The sequence below is a fragment of the Mycobacterium sp. SA01 genome, assembly GCF_041287105.1.
In the GTDB taxonomy this organism is placed as follows: domain Bacteria; phylum Actinomycetota; class Actinomycetes; order Mycobacteriales; family Mycobacteriaceae; genus Mycobacterium.
In genome coordinates this window covers 163,029-183,325 of record NZ_JBGGNO010000011.1, presented here as the reverse complement: position 1 = coordinate 183,325, position 20,297 = coordinate 163,029, and the positions used below count along the sequence as shown (strand labels likewise).

18 protein-coding genes are annotated in these 20,297 nt (G+C 69.1%); 10 read left to right on the top strand and 8 right to left on the bottom strand.

Annotated features, from left to right (window positions below):
• Positions 1-313, bottom strand: a 313-nt coding sequence (locus AB4879_RS03450) for an MspA family porin (RefSeq protein WP_370506436.1), incomplete at its 3' end; no start/stop codon positions are given.
• A gap of 183 nt (positions 314-496) precedes the next feature.
• Positions 497-2,059 carry a PucR family transcriptional regulator gene (locus AB4879_RS03445; RefSeq protein ID WP_370506435.1) on the bottom strand — a complete coding sequence of 521 codons (1,563 nt, stop codon included), beginning with the start codon at positions 2,057-2,059 and terminating at the stop codon, positions 497-499.
• Positions 2,060-2,143: 84 nt separating this feature from the next.
• On the opposite strand from AB4879_RS03445, the gene pruA reads away from it, so the two are divergent.
• The 3 genes from pruA (at position 2,144) to AB4879_RS03430 (ending at position 5,490) form a co-directional block, all read left to right on the top strand.
• Positions 2,144-3,775, top strand: a complete 1,632-nt coding sequence (pruA, locus tag AB4879_RS03440; RefSeq protein ID WP_370506434.1) for an L-glutamate gamma-semialdehyde dehydrogenase — start codon at positions 2,144-2,146, stop codon at positions 3,773-3,775.
• On the top strand, positions 3,775-4,731 hold the full coding sequence (locus AB4879_RS03435) for a proline dehydrogenase family protein (RefSeq protein ID WP_370506433.1): 957 nt from the start codon (positions 3,775-3,777) through the stop codon (positions 4,729-4,731). Before pruA ends, AB4879_RS03435 begins: the two co-directional genes overlap by 1 nt.
• 63 nt (positions 4,732-4,794) lie before the next feature.
• The gene (locus AB4879_RS03430; protein ID WP_370506432.1) at positions 4,795-5,490 is read left to right on the top strand and encodes a sulfite exporter TauE/SafE family protein; all 696 of its coding nucleotides are present in this window, start codon (positions 4,795-4,797) and stop codon (positions 5,488-5,490) included.
• Here the strand turns inward: AB4879_RS03430 and AB4879_RS03425 are convergent.
• From AB4879_RS03425 to AB4879_RS03415, 3 genes are all read right to left on the bottom strand, one after another.
• Entirely contained in the window at positions 5,465-6,778 is a 1,314-nt protein-coding gene (locus tag AB4879_RS03425) for an acyltransferase (RefSeq protein WP_370506431.1), read from the bottom strand. The genes AB4879_RS03430 and AB4879_RS03425 overlap by 26 nt on opposite strands.
• A 23-nt stretch (positions 6,779-6,801) precedes the next feature.
• Complete coding sequence (locus AB4879_RS03420; RefSeq protein ID WP_370506430.1) at positions 6,802-7,305, bottom strand: hypothetical protein; 504 nt, start codon at positions 7,303-7,305, stop codon at positions 6,802-6,804.
• Between the two features lie 86 nt (positions 7,306-7,391).
• On the bottom strand, positions 7,392-7,886 hold the full coding sequence (locus tag AB4879_RS03415; protein WP_370506446.1) for an NUDIX domain-containing protein: 495 nt from the start codon (positions 7,884-7,886) through the stop codon (positions 7,392-7,394).
• Between the two features lie 81 nt (positions 7,887-7,967).
• On the opposite strand from AB4879_RS03415, the gene AB4879_RS03410 reads away from it, so the two are divergent.
• Positions 7,968-9,368, top strand: a complete 1,401-nt coding sequence (locus AB4879_RS03410; protein ID WP_370506429.1) for an acyl-CoA synthetase — start codon at positions 7,968-7,970, stop codon at positions 9,366-9,368.
• Positions 9,365-9,712, top strand: coding sequence for a VOC family protein (locus tag AB4879_RS03405; protein ID WP_370506428.1), 348 nt, complete (start codon positions 9,365-9,367; stop codon positions 9,710-9,712). Before AB4879_RS03410 ends, AB4879_RS03405 begins: the two co-directional genes overlap by 4 nt.
• Before the next feature lie 18 nt (positions 9,713-9,730).
• Here AB4879_RS03405 and malQ read toward each other — a convergent pair whose 3' ends face one another.
• Both malQ and dapD read right to left on the bottom strand, forming a co-directional pair.
• Positions 9,731-11,695, bottom strand: coding sequence for a 4-alpha-glucanotransferase (gene malQ / locus AB4879_RS03400; protein ID WP_370506427.1), 1,965 nt, complete (start codon positions 11,693-11,695; stop codon positions 9,731-9,733).
• 74 nt (positions 11,696-11,769) lie between these two features.
• Positions 11,770-12,723, bottom strand: coding sequence for a 2,3,4,5-tetrahydropyridine-2,6-dicarboxylate N-succinyltransferase (dapD, locus tag AB4879_RS03395; protein WP_199189939.1), 954 nt, complete (start codon positions 12,721-12,723; stop codon positions 11,770-11,772).
• Between the two features lie 37 nt (positions 12,724-12,760).
• On the opposite strand from dapD, the gene dapE reads away from it, so the two are divergent.
• A complete protein-coding gene (gene dapE, locus AB4879_RS03390; RefSeq protein ID WP_370506426.1) occupies positions 12,761-13,825 on the top strand; it encodes a succinyl-diaminopimelate desuccinylase in 1,065 nt (354 codons plus the stop codon).
• Here dapE and AB4879_RS03385 read toward each other — a convergent pair.
• Complete coding sequence (locus AB4879_RS03385) at positions 13,815-15,884, bottom strand: AAA family ATPase (protein WP_370506425.1); 2,070 nt, start codon at positions 15,882-15,884, stop codon at positions 13,815-13,817. The genes dapE and AB4879_RS03385 overlap by 11 nt on opposite strands.
• A 72-nt stretch (positions 15,885-15,956) precedes the next feature.
• On the opposite strand from AB4879_RS03385, the gene AB4879_RS03380 reads away from it, so the two are divergent.
• From AB4879_RS03380 to AB4879_RS03365, 4 genes are all read left to right on the top strand, one after another.
• A complete protein-coding gene (locus AB4879_RS03380) occupies positions 15,957-16,520 on the top strand; it encodes a TIGR00730 family Rossman fold protein (protein ID WP_370506424.1) in 564 nt (187 codons plus the stop codon).
• A gap of 50 nt (positions 16,521-16,570) precedes the next feature.
• Positions 16,571-18,394: a long-chain-acyl-CoA synthetase FadD6 gene (gene fadD6, locus AB4879_RS03375; RefSeq protein WP_370506423.1), complete on the top strand. Its 1,824-nt coding sequence runs from the start codon at positions 16,571-16,573 to the stop codon at positions 18,392-18,394.
• Between the two features lie 142 nt (positions 18,395-18,536).
• Positions 18,537-19,361, top strand: coding sequence for a dihydropteroate synthase (gene folP / locus AB4879_RS03370; RefSeq protein WP_370506445.1), 825 nt, complete (start codon positions 18,537-18,539; stop codon positions 19,359-19,361).
• Positions 19,358-20,293, top strand: a complete 936-nt coding sequence (locus AB4879_RS03365; protein WP_370506422.1) for a glucosyl-3-phosphoglycerate synthase — start codon at positions 19,358-19,360, stop codon at positions 20,291-20,293. Before folP ends, AB4879_RS03365 begins: the two co-directional genes overlap by 4 nt.
• Positions 20,294-20,297: the final 4 nt, after the last annotated feature.

Here is a 20,297-nt window from a genome sequence, read left to right as displayed (position 1 = left end):
TGCCCACGCCCAGCGACCAGGGGAAGCCCACCTGGTAGCCCAGCTCCAAGGTGCCCGCGAACTCATCGGCGCCCGGGCCGACCACGCTGTAGACAGCCTTGCCGGAGTGGAACCACTCCCGAGTCAGCCGGTTGCGGTCCAACGGGAACACACCGTTGAGGAAGGTGTCCCACTGCTGCACCGTCATCGTCCGGCCACCGCCGTCGACCAGACTCAGCTCATTATCCAAACCTGCGTGCGAGGTACCCGTCCCGACGAACAACGCCGCGACGGCGGCGATCATCGCCACCAGCACTCGACCCATGTATTTCATCCTGACCCCTTGTGCTCAGTGGTTCGACGGTGATCGGGGGGCCCGGTTCACCGAGGTTTCTGGCGTCGTGACGAGCTTCACAGCCAGTCATGACAAAAGCCTCATCGGCAACAGATGCAACAGTGTTACCAGGTTGGTCAAAAAATTTCTCGCTTATGCGGCGCGGCTGCTTGACTGCTCTGATCAAGCGGTCGCCCGCAGGCTCAATGACAGTAATAGCCGGACGTCGGGATCGCTCAGCGAAGTGGAAAGTGCCTGCTCAAGTCGGCGCGCCCGATAGCGAACCGTGTTCGGGTGGACGTGAAGCGCCGCCGCAGCCGCCGCCACATCGCCGAAGCAGTCCAGGTAGACCCGCAGGGTCTCGGCCAGCGTCGGGTCGGCCTCCCGCAGGGCGCGCACCCGCGGATCGATCAGCCGCTCGTCGGCGGCCACGAGTGTGACGATCTCGTCGAGCAGCACCGTGGTGCGAGCCTCGGCCAGCGTGGTCACCTTGCCGAACACCGGGTGCCGCTGGGCGCTGTCGAAGACGCGGTCGATCTCGCGGCGGGCGCCGGCGACCGCGGCCAGCCCGGCGATCGGGGCGGCGATCACCGCGTGCAGGTCCAGTCCGAGCTCGGCGTGCAGCGTGCCGATGGTGCCGCGGATCCAGGACACCACGGCGGCGGTGCGCCCGGAGTCCGGCAGCACGACGTAGACCCGTGAACCGCCGGCGGCCACCTGTGCGTCGGGGCGGAAAGCGCTGGCGCTCAATGCCAGAACATCGGGCAGCCGAGGGTCGGCGCCGGTGGTGACGAAGCCGATCACCGCGGCGCGGCCGTCGACGGGGATGCGCAGTTCGCGGGCTACCCCGGCCAGGTCCAGCCCGTCGGGGTCGGCCAGCCCGAGCAGTTGCTGCACGGCCAGCAGGTGCGCTGACGGCCGTGCGGCCAGTCGCGCCATGATCCGGGCGGCCAAGACCGCCGCGCCCCGCAACGCCTCGTCGGCGTCGTCGGCGAGCGGCCGGGTGCCCTGCTGCACCCAGATGGTGCCGTCGAATACCGGCGGCCCGTCCTGGCGATGGATGCCGATCGCCAGCCGCGGCCGCAGCCCCAGCTCGGGCCGCTCGTCGATCGCCACCACCTCGGGGCCTGCGCGCAACCGGTCGAAGATGCCCCACTGTGCGATCCACCGCAGATGGTCCGGCGGCCCGGCCCGGCCCAGAATGGACAGTCGACGCAGCTCGTCGGCCTCGTCGTTGGACGCCGAATAGGCCAGCACGTGCGACTGCGCGTCCTCGATGCTGACCATGCCGTGGGTGCGGTCGGCGATCGACTGCGCCAGCGCGAACAGATCGGTACCGGAATCGGTGAGCGAGTCGGTGCGACGGTGCTCGAAGACGTGGTTGACCAGGCGGTACAGCCGTTCCCAGCGGGCTTTCGGGTCGACGGCGACGACCGCGGCACCGGCCGCCACCGCCCGGGCGACCACCGCGTCGGATGGCTCCTTGACGAAGATCGCCGCGGGGGAGCCGTGGGCGGCGACCTGCCGGTCCAGCCAGCGCACCGCATCACTGTCGGAGATGCCGAGAAGGAAGAACACGTCCGCCGAGCCGGCGCTGACCGCCAGGCCCAGCCGCACGTCGTCCGAGTCGATCAGTGCCGCCGAGCGGACCGGGCGGTCCAGACCCCGAGGCGCCTCGACGAGCCGCACCAACGTCGCATCCAGGGCCAACACCAGCTGACCCAGGCTGACGCCGGCCTCCCGCATATTGTCGGATACTACTAGCGGGTGGCATAAGTCTTGGCGTATCAGCCAATAGTTCGGGTCGCGTCGGGAGTCATCCTGAGGGACATGGACGCCCGCACCGATGTTCCCGCGCCGGCCAACGAGCCGGTTCACGATTACGCGCCAGGATCTGCTGAACGAGACCGCCTCACGGTGGCCCTTCACGAGTTGTCCGCCCACCCCGTCGACCTGCCGCACGTGGTCGGCGGCGTTCACCGCCTCGGCGACGGCGACCGCATCGACGTGGTCCAACCGCACCGGCACAGCGCCCGGCTGGGCACGCTGACCAACGGCACGGCCGCCGATGCCGCCGCCGCGGTCGATGCGGCGATGGCCGCCAAACACGACTGGGCCGCGACCCCGTTCGACGAACGGGCCGCGGTGTTCCTGCGTGCCGCCGACCTACTGGCAGGCCCGTGGCGGGAGAAGATCGCCGCGGCCACCATGCTGGGCCAGTCCAAGACCGCCTACCAGGCCGAGATCGACGCCCCCTGCGAGCTGGTCGACTTCTGGCGCTTCAATGTCGCGTTCGCCCGACAGATCCTGGCCCAGCAGCCGATCAGCGGTCCAGGCGTATGGAACCGCACCGACTACCGCCCCCTGGACGGCTTCGTCTACGCCGTCACCCCGTTCAACTTCACCGCGATCGCCGCCAACCTGCCGACCGCGCCGGCACTGATGGGCAACACCGTGGTGTGGAAGCCGTCGATCACCCAGACCTTCGCGGCGTATCTGACGATGCAATTGCTCGAAGCTGCCGGCCTGCCGCCCGGTGTGATCAACCTGGTGGCCGGCGACGGGCTTGCGGTCTCCGATGTCGTGCTGGCCGACCGGCGGCTGTCCGGTATCCACTTCACCGGATCGACCGCGACGTTCCAGCACCTGTGGCGTGAGGTCGGCACCCGCATCGCCGACTACGACAGCTACCCGCGGCTGGTGGGCGAGACCGGTGGCAAGGACTTCATCGTCGCGCACAGCTCGGCCGATCCGGATGTGTTGCGCACCGCGCTGATTCGCGGGGCGTTCGACTACCAGGGCCAGAAGTGCTCGGCCGCCTCGCGGGCGTTCATCCCGCGCTCGGTGTGGCAGACCATGGGCGACGACTTCCTCGGCGCCACCGAGGCACTGACCTACGGCGACGTCACCGACCTGTCGAACTACGGCGGAGCCGTGATCGACGCCCGCGCGTTCGCGAAGAACGCTCGTGCTTTGGAAAGAGCCAAGTGCGCGCCTGGTGTCACCGTCGCCGTCGGTGGTGAATGTGACGACAGTGAAGGCTATTTCGTGCGTCCGACCGTTCTGCTGTCCGACGACCCGACCGACGAGGCCTTCTCTACCGAGTACTTCGGTCCGATCCTCGCGGTCCATGTCTATCCCGACGACGAATTCGATGCGGTTCTCGACGTCGTCGACGGCGGCTCCCGCTATGCGCTCACCGGTGCGGTGATCGCCGACGACCGGGCCGCTGTGCAGACCGCTGCCGAGCGATTGCGATTCGCCGCGGGCAACTTCTACGTCAACGACAAGCCGACCGGAGCGGTCGTCGGGCAGCAACCGTTCGGCGGATCGCGGGCCTCGGGCACCAACGACAAGGCGGGTTCACCGCTCAACCTGCTGCGCTGGACGTCGGCACGGTCCATCAAGGAGACGTTCGTTCCGCCCACTGGTCACACCTACCCGCACATGGGGGTGCAGTGATGAGTACGTTCACCCGCGTCGCACGCCCCGCCATCCTGGCCGCCAGCCGCTCGAATCGGTTGCGGCACAGCGCCGAGCGGCTACCGATCGCGCGCGACGTGGTCGGCCGGTTCGTGCCGGGGGAGACGACGGACGACGCACTGGCCGCGGTCTGCGCGCTGCGTGACTCGAGACGGCTGGTCAGTATCGACTACCTCGGAGAGGACGTCACCGACACCGACGCGGCCGAGGCCACCGTCAAGGCCTACCTCGACCTACTCGACGCGCTCGGCGCCCGAGCCGAAAATGCGGCCATCGTCCGCCCACTGGAGGTGTCGCTCAAACTGTCCGCGCTCGGCCAGGCACTCCCGAAGGACGGTGACAAGATCGCTCTCGAGAACGCGCATACGATCTGCCAGCGGGCGCAGCAGGTCGGCGTCTGGGTCACCGTCGACGCCGAGGACCACACCACCACCGACTCGACGTTGTCGGTCGTGCGCGAGCTGCGCACCGAATTCGATTGGCTGGGAACCGTTCTGCAGGCTTACCTCAAGCGCAGCGAGGCCGATTGCGCCGACTTCGCGGCGGCCGGTGCCCGGATCCGGCTGTGCAAGGGCGCCTACGACGAGCCGGCGTCGGTGGCCTACCGCGACGCCGCCGCGGTCACCGAGTCCTACCTGCGCTGTCTGCGTACGCTGATGGCCGGCAACGGATATCCGATGGTCGCCTCCCACGATCCCTCGGTCATCGCGGCCGCCGCGGCGATGGCGAACGAATTCGGCCGGGATACAGACCGTTTCGAGTATCAGATGCTCTATGGCATCCGGGACGACGAGCAGCGCCGGCTCGCGGCGGAGGGCAACCAGGTTCGGGTGTACGTGCCGTTCGGCACGCAGTGGTACGGGTACTTCGTGCGCCGACTTGCCGAACGCCCGGCCAACCTGATGTTCTTTCTGCGAGCCCTGACGCATCGATAGAAAGACAGGCACCTGAGCGCACTCGACGCCATCACCTTGCTGATCGCCGGTGTGCTCGGTGGATTGACGGGCAGTATCGCCGGACTGGCCTCGGTGGCCACCTACCCGGCCCTGCTGGCAATCGGGCTGCCGCCGGTGACGGCGAATGTGACCAACACCGTGGCGCTGGTGTTCAACGGCATCGGATCGGCGTGGGGATCGCGACCCGAACTGGTCGGACAAGGACGCTTCATCGCCCGGATGGCGCCGGTGACCGTCGCGGGCGGGGCGGCCGGCGCGGTCTTGTTACTGACCACGCCTGCCGACGCGTTCGAGAAGGTGGTCCCGATACTGCTCGCCCTGGCCTCGGTGGCGATCGTCGCTCCGCGCGGCACACCCCATCCCGGGCCACGGCGCCGACTCGTTGTGGCGGCCGAGGGCGTCGCGATTTTCGGAATCGCCTTGTATGGCGGTTATTTCGGCGCCGCCGCTGGCGTGCTACTCCTGGCATTGCTGCTCAACGCGGGAGCCGACAGCCTGGCTCACGCCAATGCCGCCAAGAACATCCTGCTCGGACTGGCCAATCTCGTTGCGGCGGTGCTGTTCGCGTTCCTCGCGCCGGTGCACTGGCTCGCGGTCGTCCCGCTGGGCGCCGGCTGCCTGATCGGATCCCGGCTGGGACCCGTCGTGGTCCGGCACGCCCCCGGCACCCCGCTGCGCATCCTCATCGGCGTCGCCGGTCTGGTGCTGGCGGTCAAGCTCGGGTTCGACGCCTACTGACCGGTGTCACAGAGACCAGCAGCACGCCCACGGCGAAGGCGATGCTCAGGGCGACGGGGAACCGCCCGCCGGGGGCGAATCCCAGTGTCGCGAACACCGAGATGGTCACCGCGATCGTCAGTGTGCCGGCGAACAACAGGACCTCGCCGAGCCGGGGCGCAATGGCGACGGCGACGGTGGGCAGCGGCGCCGAGAACAATCTGCGGCCCCACCACAACAACAGCAGCTCGACCGCAGCCACCACGGCCAGGATCGCCACCCACTCCAGCCGGAACCACCACCAGGCCGCTGTGCCGAGGGTCGGTTGCGGCAGCAGCCCGGTCGGATAGCCAGCGACCGCCACGATCACCACCGGGACCATGTGCCACAGGTAGAGGGCCATCACGTTGTCATTGGCGACGGCCAGAACACGCTGCGTACGAACAGATTTCACCATCCGGTTCACCGTGGGCGCCACGGCCAGCGCCACACCGGCCTGCACCCCGCCGAGTGCCAGCAGCGCCAGGTTGGGCGGTCCGGTGTTGTTCACGACCGCGCCGGGGACCCCGATCATGCTGACCGGATAGGGCCCGACGGTGACCGCCAGAGCCAGGACGATCGCCGACAGGACAGCCACCGCGATCGCCGCGCGACGACATAGTGTGCCGTCGTGCCAGGCGATGCCGAGTTGGTAGAGCACGCCCCAGACCAGCAGATAGTTCAGCCAGCCGACGTAGGGCAGGTGAGCGCCGATGGTCGCCACGTCGACCGCCGCGACGGCGAGCGTCATCACGAACGGCACCCACTTGCCCCAGCGCCGGTGTGCGGCGACCGCGACGGGGGTCAGTGCGACCACCACCACGTAGATGCCCAGGAACCACAGGTGCATGGCCACCGCCCAGGCACCGAAGTCGAGTTCTGAGCCCGCGACGCCGACCCGGCCGAGGACCGCCACGACCAGCAGAGCGAACACGACGTAGACCACGGTCGGCCCCAGCGGGCGGACCAGTCGCCGTCGTAGCCACGCTTGTCTGGACTCGTCGGAGGTGCGCTGCGTCCACGACACCGCGCTGGCATAGCCGGCCACCACGAAGAACACCGGGACGACCTGGAAGATCCACGTCAGCCACTGCGTCCACGGCATGTCGACCAGTGGGTTCTCCCGCCAGAACCCGCCGTCGGAGAAGGTCAGCGCCGCCGCGATCCAGTGCCCGATGACGACGAACACCAAGGCGATTACCCGATAGAGGTCCATCGCATGGTTACGCGCCGCCGTCGTCGTGGTCGCCGTGCCGGTCACGCTATCCATTGTGCGGGCGCGGGGGTCCAGCGTCAGGCGGGCACTGCCGTGACGGGCATGACGACGCTGCCGCGGCAGGGTCCTGACGCGATGTCGGTGTGCCATGTGCCGCGCAGGGATCCGTCGGGCTGCGGCGTGTAGAACGCCCACGAGGTGGCCGGGCTCCACTGCTTCTGGTAGCCGTCACCGAGGAAGCAGTCCCACACCCAGTCGTAGGTGGTGGCCCACTCGGCACCGTTCCAGGTGTAGCGGGTCGGCTGGGGGATCGTCGGGTTGCTCGGTGCAGGACCGTCGACGACCGTGGCCACACAGGCGCCACCCGAGCAGGCTGTCGAGAGGGTGAACACCGCGCCGAAGTCGTTTTCCTTCTGGCGAGTCGCCGGGCTGGTGCCGGCTTTCTGGGAGGCGTAGGTCGTCATCTGGTAGCGCCCGGTCCAGGCCAGCGGCTGACCGTGCGCCGAGGCGGGGGACACCAGTCCCGCGGCGCAGATCGTCGCGGCGGCCACCAGCGTGGCACCCCAACTTTGGCGGCTCATGACTCCTCGGAACGTCGTTGCGAGTTATCAGCGTAGCCGTCAGAAAACCTCACCTGTCACATCTGCCCCACGCGTGCCGGTCACGATTAGGACTCGAAACGCTCCTTGAGCAGCAGTTGCGCATACGCCGCGAGGGACTGGGCATCGGTGATCTCACCCGTGCGGACCATCTCCTCGAATTGGCTGCGCCCGAACCATTCGAAATGCATGTCCTGCTCTTCGTGCTCGCGGTCGGGCTCACCCTCGGTGACATCGGTGGCCAGGAACACCCAGCCCCGCTGGCTCATGATCCCGGGTGCGACGTCGAGACGGCCGAGCAACATCAGTGAGCCCGCCGTGAGGCCTGTCTCCTCGCGTAGTTCGCGGGCCGCCAGGTCGGCCGGGTCGATGTCGGGCTCCCCGGGGACGGTGCCCATCGGGAACTCCCAGCGACGGGCTCCCATCGGATAGCGATACTGCTCGACCATCGCCAGCCGGTCGCCGTCGACCGCGATGACCACGGCATAGTCGGGCCGGTCGACGACGCCGTGAATGCCGGTGGAGCCGTCCGGCCGTTCGACGGTGTCCTCACGCACCGACATCCATCGGTTGCGGTACACCTCGCGCGATGAGAGCTGGGTGATGGGCTTCACCCGCCCAGTATCTTCGGTAGCGTCGGCGACGTGTTGCTGGCCTCCCTGAATCCCGCCACCGTCGCCGCCGGAGCAGATATCGGAGACGCCGTGCGGATCGACGGCGCCGTGTTGTCCCGCAGTGACCTCGTCGGGGCAGCCACCTCGGTCGCCGAGCGGGTCGGCGGTGCCCGCCAGGTCGCCGTGCTGGCCACCCCCACCCCCACCACCGTGCTCGCCATCACCGGCTGCCTGATCGCAGGCGTCCCGTTCGTGCCGGTGCCCGCCGACGTCGGAGTCGCCGAACGCACGCACATCCTCACCGACTCCGGCGCTCAAGCCTGGCTGGGGGAGTCACCCGCCGATCTCGGTGGCCTACCCCATGTTCCGGTACGGCTGCACGCCCGGTCGTGGCATCGCTACGCCGAGCCTGCGCCGTCGAGCACCGCGATGGTCATGTACACCTCAGGCACCACCGGCCTGCCCAAAGGCGTGCTGATCAGCAGGCGCGCCATCGCGGCCCAGATCGACGCGCTGGTCCAGGCCTGGCAGTGGACCCCCGACGACACCCTCGTGCACGGGTTGCCGTTGTTCCACGTGCACGGCCTGATCCTCGGGCTGCTCGGGTCGTTGCGGGTGGGAAATCGCTTCGTGCACACCGGGAAACCGACCCCGGCCGGTTACGCCGCCGCCGGCGGCAGCCTGTATTTCGGGGTGCCGACAGTGTGGTCGCGGGTGGTGGCCGACACCGGCGCCGCCACCGCGCTGGCCTCGGCCCGGCTGCTGGTGTCCGGAAGCGCACCGCTGCCGGTGCCGGTGTTCACCCGGCTGACCGAACTGACCGGCCAGCCACCCGTCGAGCGGTACGGCAGCACCGAATCGCTGATCACGCTGAGCACCCGCGCCGACGGTGAACGACGGCCCGGCTGGGTTGGCTTGCCGCTCAACGGGGTTGAGACCCGGCTGGTGCACGAGGACGGTTCGGTCGCACCGCACGACGGCGAGACCATCGGCAGCCTCCACCTCAAGGCCCCGACAGTGTTCGATGGCTACCTCAATCGGCCCGATGCCACCGCAGAGGCTTTCGACGCCGACGGGTGGTACCGCACCGGCGATGCCGCCGTGATCGACGGCGGCAATATGCACCGCATCGTCGGGCGAGAATCGGTGGACCTGATCAAGTCCGGTGGCTTCCGGGTCGGCGCGGGCGAGGTCGAGACGGTGCTGCTCGGCCACCCGGGTGTTCAGGAGGTCGCGGTGGTGGGCCTGCCCGACACCGATCTCGGCCAGCGGATCGTCGCGTTCGTGGTCGGCGATGCCAACCCTGAGGACCTGATCGCCTTTGTCGCCGAGCAACTTTCGGTGCACAAGCGGCCGCGGGAAGTGCGATTGGTCGACTCGCTGCCGCGCAACGCGATGGGCAAAGTCGTCAAGAAGGAGTTGATGAAATGACGCTGCGGTTCAGCGAAGTCTGCATCGACGCCCACGACATTCACGCGCTGTCCGCGTGGTGGTCGACGGTGCTGGGCTGGCCCGCCGAGCCCACCGAGGACGGCGATGTGGCTCTGCGTGCCCCCGCCGGCGCCGGGCCCGACTGGCTGTTCCTGGCTGTGCCCGACGACAAGACGATCAAGAACCGCATCCACTTCGACTTCACGCCCGACGACCAGCAGGCCGAGGTCGACCGGGTGCTCGGGCTCGGGGCGCGCCACGTCGACATCGGCCAGGGCGACCAGAGTTGGGTGGTGCTGGCCGACCCGGAGGGCAACGAGTTCTGCATCCTGTCGGCGAATTAGGCCTCGGTACCTAGGCTTTCAGCGGCGGAAGGTCGCGGCGATCTCGGCGACCCGCGGATCCGCCCGGAGTTCCTCGAGGGTCTCGGCCAACGGCAGTCGCCAGTTCGGGTACTCGTCGATCGTGCCGGGCAGGTTCGGCTGCCGGATCTCACCGATGACATCGTAGGGCGAGATCAACTTCAGCCGGCTCGGCGTCGACGCCAGAAATCGGTGCATCGCAACGATGATCGACGCGTCGTCGGGATCACCGTCGGCCAGCAGGCCCTCGGCGCGAAGCAGCGCCACCCATTCGTCGCGCTCCTTGGCGGCGTTCGCTTCTTCGCCCGGGACGTCGTCGAGCAGTCCCAGCTCGGCGCGGGCGCGAACATGCTCGCCGCGGAGAAACCCTGCGGCGGTGGGCAGGTCATGGGTGGACAGACTGGCCGCCGCCCGCTCCGGCCACGTCGCCGACGGCAGCAACGGTTGGTCCGGGTCGGCCTCGTCGCGGGTGAACCACGAGACCGCCGAGCCGAGCATGCCGTTGCCGGCCAGCGCCTCGGTGACCTCCGGTTCGACGGTGCCCAGGTCTTCACCGACAACGACAGCGCCGGCCCGGTGCGCCTCCAGGGCGAGAACCGCGAGCATGACGTCGGCGTCGTAGTGCACATAGGTGCCGCGGTCCGGGGTGTCGCCCGGCGGGATCCACCACAGTCGCCACAGGCCGGCGACATGGTCGATGCGCAAACCATCGGCGTGAGACAGTATGGCGCGCAACATATCCCGCAACGCCGCGTATCCGGTGGCGGCCAGTCGGTCGGGACGCCACGGCGGCAGACCCCAGTCCTGGCCGCGCGGGGTGAAGTTGTCCGGCGGTGCGCCGACGCTCACGCCACCGGCGAGCACATCGGCCAGCGCCCACGCGTCTGCGCCGTCGGCATCCACTCCGACGGGTAGGTCGTGCAGCACGCCCAGGGCCATGCCGGCGGTTCGGCCGGCCGCCCGTATCACGGCCAACTGCTCGGCACACTGCTGCTGCACCCAGGCGTGAAAGCCGATGCGCGACGCCAACTCCCGACGAGCAGCCAGGACGGCGGACCCCTTCGCATCGCGAAGCTCCACGGGCCAGCGGCTCCACCGTCCGCCATGGCGCTCGGCGAGAGCGCAGTACGTCGCCCAGTCGGTCAACCCTTCGGTGGCCGGGGATCCGTCGAGCGGAGTGGGCCGGCCCGTCGCACGCCAGAGCGCTTCCAACGCAGCACGTTTGGCGGCCCACACCAGGTCATGGTCGATTCGCTCGGTGGTCGCCGAGACGCGCAGGGCGTCCACCTCGGCACGGGTGGCGGGGTCGGCGCTGCGGTACGCCTCGAGGTCCTCGATGCGCAGCGCCAACGGATTGGAAAACCGACGACTCGACGGCGTGTACGGCGAGGGTTGCACCGGATGCGTCGGGCCGGGCGCGTGCAGCGGGTTGAGCAACACCGCACCGGCGCCGTGCTCGGCGACCGTCCACTCCAGGAACTCCCGCAGATCGCCGAAATCGCCGATGCCCCAGGAGCGCTGCGAGCGCAGGGCGTACAGCTGCAGCATCCAGCCCCAGGTGTCGGGCGTCTGCGGCACCTGCGCGGGTGCGGCCACCAGCGTCACCTGCTGGCCGTCGCGGGTGTGCAGGCGGTACCAGCCCGGCACCAGATCGCCGGGCAGCTCGTCGCTCACCTCGATGCGGCTGCCGTCCTCCCCGACGAGCAGCTCGGCTCCCGGCACCGGGTGCGGCGTGCCGTTCAGCCGGACGGCGATGGTCGGGGCCAGTCGCCCTGCGCGTTTGAGGTCGGTGAGCGCGGCCAATTCGGCGCGCCGGGAGGCCTCGGTGGCCGCGTCGACGTCGAGCAGCCCAAGAACCCGGATCACCACATCGGCGTCGACCTCGACCGGCTCCCGTCGCTCGTTGCGATAGGAGGTGGCCACGCCATGCGCCGCGGCCAGCTGCCGCAAGTCATCCGGAAACACGCTGCTCCTATACCCGAGCAGCCGCCTTTCACACTCGCGGTGGGGCCGGACTAGTTGGCGTGCAGCGCCTCCGCCTAATTCGCGTGCAGCGCCTCGTTCAGCGCGATGCCCTTGCCGTCGCGCGCGACCACCTCGACGGCGCCGGTCACCGAATTGCGGCGGAACAGAAGGTTGTTCGCGCCGGACAGTTCGCGGGCCTTGACCGTCGTCCCGTCCGGGGTGGTGACCTTGGTGCCCGCCGTCACATACAGGCCGGCCTCGATGATGCAGTCGTCGCCCAGCGAGATGCCCAGGCCTGCGTTGGCGCCCAGCAGGCAGCGCTTGCCCACCGAGATGACCTGAGTGCCACCGCCGGACAGCGTGCCCATGATCGACGCGCCGCCACCGACGTCGGAGCCGTCGTCGACGACCACACCCGCCGAGATCCGGCCCTCCACCATCGACGCACCGAGCGTGCCGGCGTTGAAGTTCACGAAGCCTTCGTGCATCACGGTGGTGCCCGGCGCCAGGTGTGCACCCAGGCGCACCCGGTCGGCGTCGGCGATCCGCACCCCGCTCGGCAGCACATAGTCGACCATCCGCGGGAACTTGTCCACGCCGTAGACCGCCACGTGACCGCGGCCGCGCAGCCGCAGCCGCACATCTTCGAACCCCTCGATCTGGCACGGTCCGAAGTTGGTCCACACCACGTTGGTGAGCACCCCGAAGATGCCGTCGAGATTCAGGCCGTGCGGCTCGACCAGTCGGTGCGAGAGCAGGTGCAGCCGTAGGTAGGCGTCATAGGTGTCGAGCGGCTTGTCGTTCAGGTCCGCGATCACCGTGCGCACCACGATCGTCTCCACACCGCGGGCCGGATCGGGGCCGGTCGCGGCCGCCAGATCGTCGGGCACTTCGGCGACGGAGAGCCGGGTGCTGCCCGACGGGCTGTAGGCACCCAGCTCCGGGTCCGGGAACCAGGTGTCGAGGACGGTCCCGTCCTCGGTGATGGTGGCCAATCCGACGCCGGCAGCAGAAGTCACGGTGCTCAACCGTAATGCATCGCGCTGACCGCTAGCCTGGTCAGTTGTGTTGGATCTACACGCTGACCCGATCGCGCTGACCGCCGCGCTCGTCGACATCCCGAGTGTGTCGCGCGACGAGGCGCGCATCGCCGGCGAGGTCGAGTCCGCGCTGCGCGCGCAGACGTCCGGCTACGAGATCATCCGCAACGGCGACGCGGTGCTGGCCCGCACGAACTTCGGTCTGCCGTCTCGGGTGGTGCTGGCCGGTCACCTCGACACCGTCCCGATCGCCGACAACGTGCCGTCGCGGTTCGACGCCGACCACCTGTACGGGTGCGGCACCTCGGACATGAAGTCCGGTGACGCGGTGTTCCTGCATCTGGCCGCCACCATCGCCGAGCCGGCCCACGACATCACGCTGGTCTTCTACGACTGCGAAGAGATCGAAGCCTCCGCCAACGGACTCAACCGGATCCAGCGCGAGCTTCCGAACTGGCTGACCGCGGACGTCGCGATCCTGGGTGAGCCGTCCGGCGGCTACATCGAGGCCGGCTGTCAGGGCACCCTGCGGGTGGTGATCTCGGCGACCGGAACGCGGGCGCACTCGGCGCGATCGTGGTTGGGCGACAACGCTATTCACAAGCTCGGCCCCGTGCTCGACCGGCTGGCCGGTTACCAGGCCCGCATGGTCGAGATCGACGGCTGTACGTACCGCGAAGGGTTGTCGGCGGTGAAGATCGACGGCGGTGTGGCAGGCAACGTCATCCCCGACGCCGCGCAGCTGACCGTGAACTTCCGGTTCGCGCCAGACCGCTCACCCGACCAGGCACTGGCTCACGTGCGCGAGGTGCTCGACGGCCTCGACGTACACCTGGAGCAGACCGATGTCGCCGCCGGCGCGCTCCCCGGACTGAGTCATCCCGCCGCGGCGGCGCTGGTGGCGGCCGCCGACGGGATGGTCCGAGCCAAGTTCGGCTGGACCGACGTCGCCCGGTTCGCCGCGCTGGGCATCCCCGCCGTGAACTACGGACCTGGCGACCCGAATCTGGCGCACAAACGCGACGAACGGGTGGCGCTGGCCCAGATCACCGCCGTCACCGAGACGTTGCGGCGCTACCTCACCGGGTGAACGCGCAGTCCACCGTCTCCGCCAGCTTCGCGATCGCCCCGGCGGCCTGCGTATCGCCGAGCCGCGCCGCCTCGTTCCACGCCCACACCGCGACCCCCAGCTGACCGCTGCGCTCCGCGCCGCGCGCGGCCTCGCGTGCCGCGTCGATCGCGGCGTGGGTGCCGTCGCCGACCGTGGCCAGCCGCCAGGCCCGCGCCACCCCCAGCTCGGGGGCGAACAACGCCGACTTGGTGCCGTGCCGGGCGTCGGCCCGGCTCAGCGCCTTCGCCGAATCGGCGATCTCGCCCTGCTGGGCCAGTGCGGTGGTCAGATACATCAGCGACAGCGGCCCCCACGAGTAGCCGGTGCGCTCCAGCGTGGCCGCGGCCGGGCCGAGCAGTCGTGCCGCGCCGGCCGGATCGCCCTGCGCGATCAGCACCTGCGCCAGCAGCACCTCCCCGATCGAGCGGCCCGGCTGGGCCAGCTCGGCGAAGTCGGTGAACTCGCCGGCAGTTTCGAGCGCGGCGTCGGGCTGCCCGGTCATCAGCAGTGTGGTGGTCTGCGCCAGGCCGACAGTGAAGCGCAGCAGGCCGGGATGTTCGGCGTCCAGCGCCCGCTTCACCAGAGCGTCCACCTGATCGAAGCGGCCCATCCGTGCCGAGCACAACGCCGAGGCGCTGGCCGCCCACGCCACCGCCATGTCCTCGGCCTCCGGGGCCGCCAGCACGCCTGCCGCGATCTCGAGTGCGCGTGCCACATTGCCCGCGTTCATCGCGAACGTCGCTGACAGGGCGTCCAGGGTCAGCCGGGCCGCCGTCGAGCTGATCCGCTTGCGGGTGTTCTGCAGGAACGCGGTGGCGCGCTCGGGTTCGGACAGCATCCAGAACTGGTTGGCCGCCCGCGGTAACGCCCACGCCATCACCTCGTCCTCGGTGAGCGCGGCTGCGTCGACATCGGCGAGCACCGAATCCGCTTCCCGCCCGCGGCCCTGCCAGGCCAGTGCGTAGCTGAGCGCGAGCCGCGCGTCGAAGCGCTCGGAGCGCGCCAGGGCCGCCCCGGCGAGACGTTCGCTCAGGGTCAGGTCGCCGAGTCGCAGCGCCTGCTGTGCCGCGGCGACCACGTCGTCGACAGGCTCGGGGGAGTCGGTGTCCAGTGCGAGCGCCGCGCGACCGAGGCGATCGCAGAGGTGGCGGTGAGGCCGGGCCGCGAGCTGGGTCAGGATCTCGGTCCGCAACCGCCTGATGTCGGCCGGGTCGGCGTCCTGGTTCGTCCGCTCGGCGAACAGCGGGTGACCGGCATACACTGTCTGGCCGAATAGCTCTGCGGCACCGGCTGTTTCGGACTGGGCGACGGCGTCGTCACCGGCGAGTGCGGCCAGGTCGTGGCGTGACAGCGGCTCATGCACGGCCAGGTAGCTCAGCACGGTGCGGGCTCCGGGCGGCAGCTCGGCGAGATAGGCATCGACCAGGCCTGCCAGTGACGTTGCCGCCGAACGGGTCTGCAGGTGCAGCCGCAATTCGAGCGGATTTCCGCCGGTGCGGCGGTACTCGTCGCCCAGCGGCTGGCCCAGCGCGGTCAGCACGGCTGCGGTCTCATCCTGGTCGAGCGGGCCGACGTCGAGGGTGGTCAGCAGCTCGTCGTCGGTCAGCGAGGACACCGCCGACGGCAGCGTCGCGCCCGCCCGTACCGTGACGATCAGTCGGGCCGACCCGTGCCGCGCCAACTGATAGACCAGGCTGGCCGACAGCGGGTCGAGCAGCTGAGCGTCGTCGACGATGATCACCGGGCTATCCGCTTGGGCGAGCAGCGATTCCAGCGCCGAGTGGATCAGCGCGGCCGGTTTGCCCACCTCGTGGACTTCGACCAGGGGGCCGAACGCGCCGAACGGTACCGCGGCTTGGGTGGTGGTGGCTTTCACCCGCACCGGCGTGGTCTCGCCGAGCCGCTCGGCGATCTGACCGGCCAGCGTCGTCTTGCCCACTCCGTCGGCGCCCACCAGGACCAGGCCGTGATGACCGTCGAGCAGCTCGATCGCGCGGTCGCAGGACTGGCGCGGGACGAGCGGCCACCGATTCGGCATAGCCGGACTGTATTTGCCTGCACCGCACCGCCACGGCAATAGCCGCAAATCGGCTGCGTTAGGTTTGCCGGTGTGGAACCCGAGAACCGCGACGGCGAGTGGGCGGTGTGCGTCTACTGCGCTTCCGGCCCGCGTCACCCCGACCTGCTCGACCTCGCCCGACGGGTGGGGGAGGCGATTGCCGACCGCGGCTGGACGCTGGTGTCCGGCGGCGGCAACGTCTCGGCGATGGGCGCGGTGGCCGAGGGTGCCCGATCCCACGGCGGGCGCACGGTCGGCGTCATCCCCAAGGCACTGGTGCACCGGGAGCTGGCCGACGTCGAGGCCGACGAGCTGATCGTCACCGACACCATGCGTCAGCGCAAACAAGTCATGGAGGACCGCAGTGACGCCTTCCTGGCACTCCCCGGCGGGATCGGCACGCTGGAGGAACTTTTCGAAACGTGGACCGCGGGGTACCTCGGTATGCATGAAAAGCCGGTGGTGCTCCTCGATCCCACCGGCCACTACGACGGTCTGCGCAGCTGGTTGGGATCACTCGTCGAGCCCGGTTTCGTCGCGCAGGCAGCATTGGACCGGCTGGTGGTCGTCGATGTCGTCGAGGCGGCTCTCGACGTCTGCGCACCCCGGACGTGACCAGGGCTACTCTGACTCGCGGGACGGGCGACACACGGGAGGTGGCATCGATGGCCAGCAATAATTCCGCCGAATCCGGCGATTCCGGCGCGGAAAAGTCGGGTGCGAAGCATTCGGTAGGGCTACTCGACCTGGCCACCCGGCTGCCTGCGGTGGTGATGGATGCGCCGGTGATCGTGCGCGGCGCACTGACCGGTCTGCTGGCGCTGCCCACCACGAAGACCTCCATCGGCAAGGTGTTCCAAGATCGCGCCGCGCGCTACGCCGACCGTGTGTTCATCCGGATGGGCGACGAGAAGATCACCTACCGCGAAGCCAACGAGACAGCGAACCGGTTGGCTGCGGTGTTGGCCGACAAGGGAGTTGGCCGCGGCGACGTGGTCGGCATCATGCTGCGCAACTCACCCCACGCCGTCCTGATGATGCTCGCCGCGGTGAAATGCGGCGCGGTGGCCGGCATGCTGAACTACCACCAGCGCGGAGATGTGTTGTCGCACAGCATCGGTCTGCTGGATGCGAAGGTCGTGATCGCCGAGTCCGACCTGATCGACGCGATCAAGGAAAGCGGTGCGGAGGTCGCCGACCTGGTGACCATCGAGGACTTCGAAGAACAAGCGAAGGGCAAGCCGACCGACAACCCGGCGTCGGCGTCACAGGTCCAGGCCAAGGACACCGCGTTCTACATCTTCACCTCGGGCACCACCGGCCACCCGAAGGCCAGCGTGATGACCCATCACCGGTGGCTGCGCGCGCTCGCGGCGTTCGGCGGATTGGGGTTGCGGCTCAACAGCAATGACACCCTGTATTGCCCGCTGCCGCTCTACCACAACAACGCGCTCACGGTCGCGGTGTCGTCGGTGATCAACGCGGGCGGGACTCTGGCACTGGGCAAGTCGTTCTCGGCGTCGCGGTTCTGGGACGACGTGATTCAGATGGAAGCCACCGCGTTCATCTACATCGGTGAGGTGTGCCGCTATCTGCTGAACCAGCCGCCCAAGGACACCGACCGCGCCCACAAGATCCGCGTGATCGCCGGCAACGGGTTGCGCCCGGAGATCTGGGACGAGTTCACCCGCCGGTTCAACATCGGCCGGGTCGCCGAGTTCTACGCCGCCAGCGAGGGCAACACCGCATTCATCAATATTTTCAACATCCCCAAGACCACCGGCATCAGCCCGATGCCACTGGCCTACGTCGAGTACGACGCGGAGACCGGCGAGCCGGCCCGCGACGAGAACGGCCGGGTCCGCAAGGTGGCGCCCGGCGAGCCCGGCCTGCTGATCAGCCCGGTCAACAAGCTCTCGCCGTTCGACGGCTACACCGACAAGGAAGCCAGCGAGAAGAAGTTGGTGCGCAACGCGTTCAAAGAGGGCGACGTGTGGTTCAACACCGGCGACGTGATGAACCCGCAGGGCATGCGGCACGCCGCCTTCGCCGACCGGCTCGGCGACACCTTCCGGTGGAAGGGCGAGAACGTCGCCACCACCCAGGTGGAGGCTGCGCTCGGTCAGGACAAGAACGTCGAGGAGTCGACGGTGTTCGGCGTCGAGGTGCCCGACACCGGCGGCCGCGCCGGGATGGCGGCGGTCAAGCTGCGTGACGGCGTGGAATTCGACGGCAAGGCGCTGGCCGAAACCGTCTACGGAAACCTGCCGGGCTATGCCGTGCCGTTGTTCGTCCGGATCGTCGAGTCGCTGGAGACGACGTCGACGTTCAAGAGCCGCAAGGTCGACCTGCGCAAACAGGGGTACGGCGCCGACGGCGAGGAGATCAAGGACCCGCTGTACGTACTGAAGGGCCGCGACGAGGGCTACGTACCGTTCTACGACGAGTATCCCGAGGAAGTGGCGGCCGGGTCCCGGCCCAAGGGCTAGTCCCAGTTCGCCCAAACCGACGTCTCGCGGAGGAACTGCGAGTAGAAGCCGTCATTTCGTCGATCTCGGCGTCACCAGGCACCATGGTGGGGTGAAGTCGACGTTCTGCGGACGGCCGGTGGCCGGTGATCGCGCGCTGATCATGGCGATCGTCAACCGCACACCCGACTCGTTCTACGACCGCGGCGCGACCTTCACCGACGAAGCCGCCAAAGACGCCGCGCACCGGGTGGTCGCCGAGGGCGCCGACGTGGTCGACGTCGGGGGAGTCAAGGCCGGGCCCGGCACCCTGGTCGATGCCGACGAGGAAATCGCCCGGGTGGTGCCGTTCATCGAGTGGCTGCGCGGCGAGTACCCCGACCAGCTGATCAGCGTCGACACCTGGCGTTCGACGGTGGCCAAGCAGGCCTGCGCGGCCGGAGCGGACCTGATCAACGACACCTGGGCCGGTGCCGACGCGGCCCTTCCCGAGGTCGCCGCCGAGTTCGGGGCCGGGCTGGTGTGTTCGCACACCGGGGGCGCCACACCGCGCACCCGGCCGTTCCGGGTCAGCTACGGCACAACCATGACCGGCGTGGTCGACGACGTCATCGCCGAGGTCACCTCCGCCGCAGAACGCGCGGTGGCGCTCGGGGTGGCCCGGGACGCGATTCTGATCGACCCGACCCACGATTTCGGCAAAAACACTCATCACGGTCTTACTTTGTTGCGCCACGTAAAAGATCTTGTTAAGACCGGATGGCCCGTCCTGATGGCGCTGAGCAACAAAGATTTCGTCGGGGAGACTTTGGGTGTGGAGCTCACCGAACGCCTCGAGGGCACGCTGGCCGCGACCGCTTTGGCCGCCGCCGACGGAGCCCGGATGTTCCGGGTGCATGAAGTGGGACCCACTCGGCGCGTACTGGAAATGGTCGCGTCGATCCGTGGGGAGCGTCCGCCGGTGCGGACGGTGAGGGGCTTGGCATGACCGAACTCGCCAACGACACACTTCCCGGCGACACCTGGCTGTCTGACCACAGCTGGAGCCGGCCGACCTGGACCATTGCTGAACTGGTGGCCGCCAAACGCGGCCGCACCATCTCCGTCGTCCTGCCTGCGCTCAACGAGGAGGAGACCGTCGGATCGGTGGTGGACACCATCCGCCCACTGTTGGGCGGCCTGGTCGACGAGCTGATCGTGCTGGACTCCGGCTCCACCGACGACACCGAGATCGAAGCCATCGCCGCCGGCGCCCGGGTGGTCACCCGGGAACAGGCGGTACCCGAGGTGGAGCCGCAGCCCGGCAAGGGTGAAGTGTTGTGGCGCTCGCTGGCGGCCACCACCGGCGACATCATCGTGTTCGTCGACTCCGACCTGATCGACCCCGACCCGATGTTCGTGCCGCGACTGGTCGGTCCGCTGCTCACCGGCGACGGCATCCACCTGGTCAAGGGTTTCTACCGGCGACCGCTGAAGGTCGGCAAGGACGAGGACGCCAACGGCGGCGGCCGGGTCACCGAGCTGGTCGCGCGACCGCTGCTGGCCGCGCTGCGCCCCGAGCTGGGCTGTGTGCTGCAGCCGCTGGGCGGCGAGTACGCCGGCACCCGCGAGCTGTTGACGTCGGTGCCGTTCGCGCCGGGCTACGGCGTGGAGATCGGCCTGCTGGTCGACACCTACGACCGGCTGGGCCTGCAGGCGATCGCGCAGGTCAATCTCGGCGTGCGCAGTCACCGCAACCGCCCTTTGATCGAGCTTGGTGCGATGAGCCGCCAGGTGATCGCCACGCTGCTGTCGCGCTGCGGCATCACCGACTCCGGGATCGGGCTGACGCAGTTCCTGCCCGACGGACACGACGGCTACCTGCCGCAGACCACCAAGGTCTCGCTGGCCGACCGGCCGCCGATGAACACCCTGCGCTGAGCGT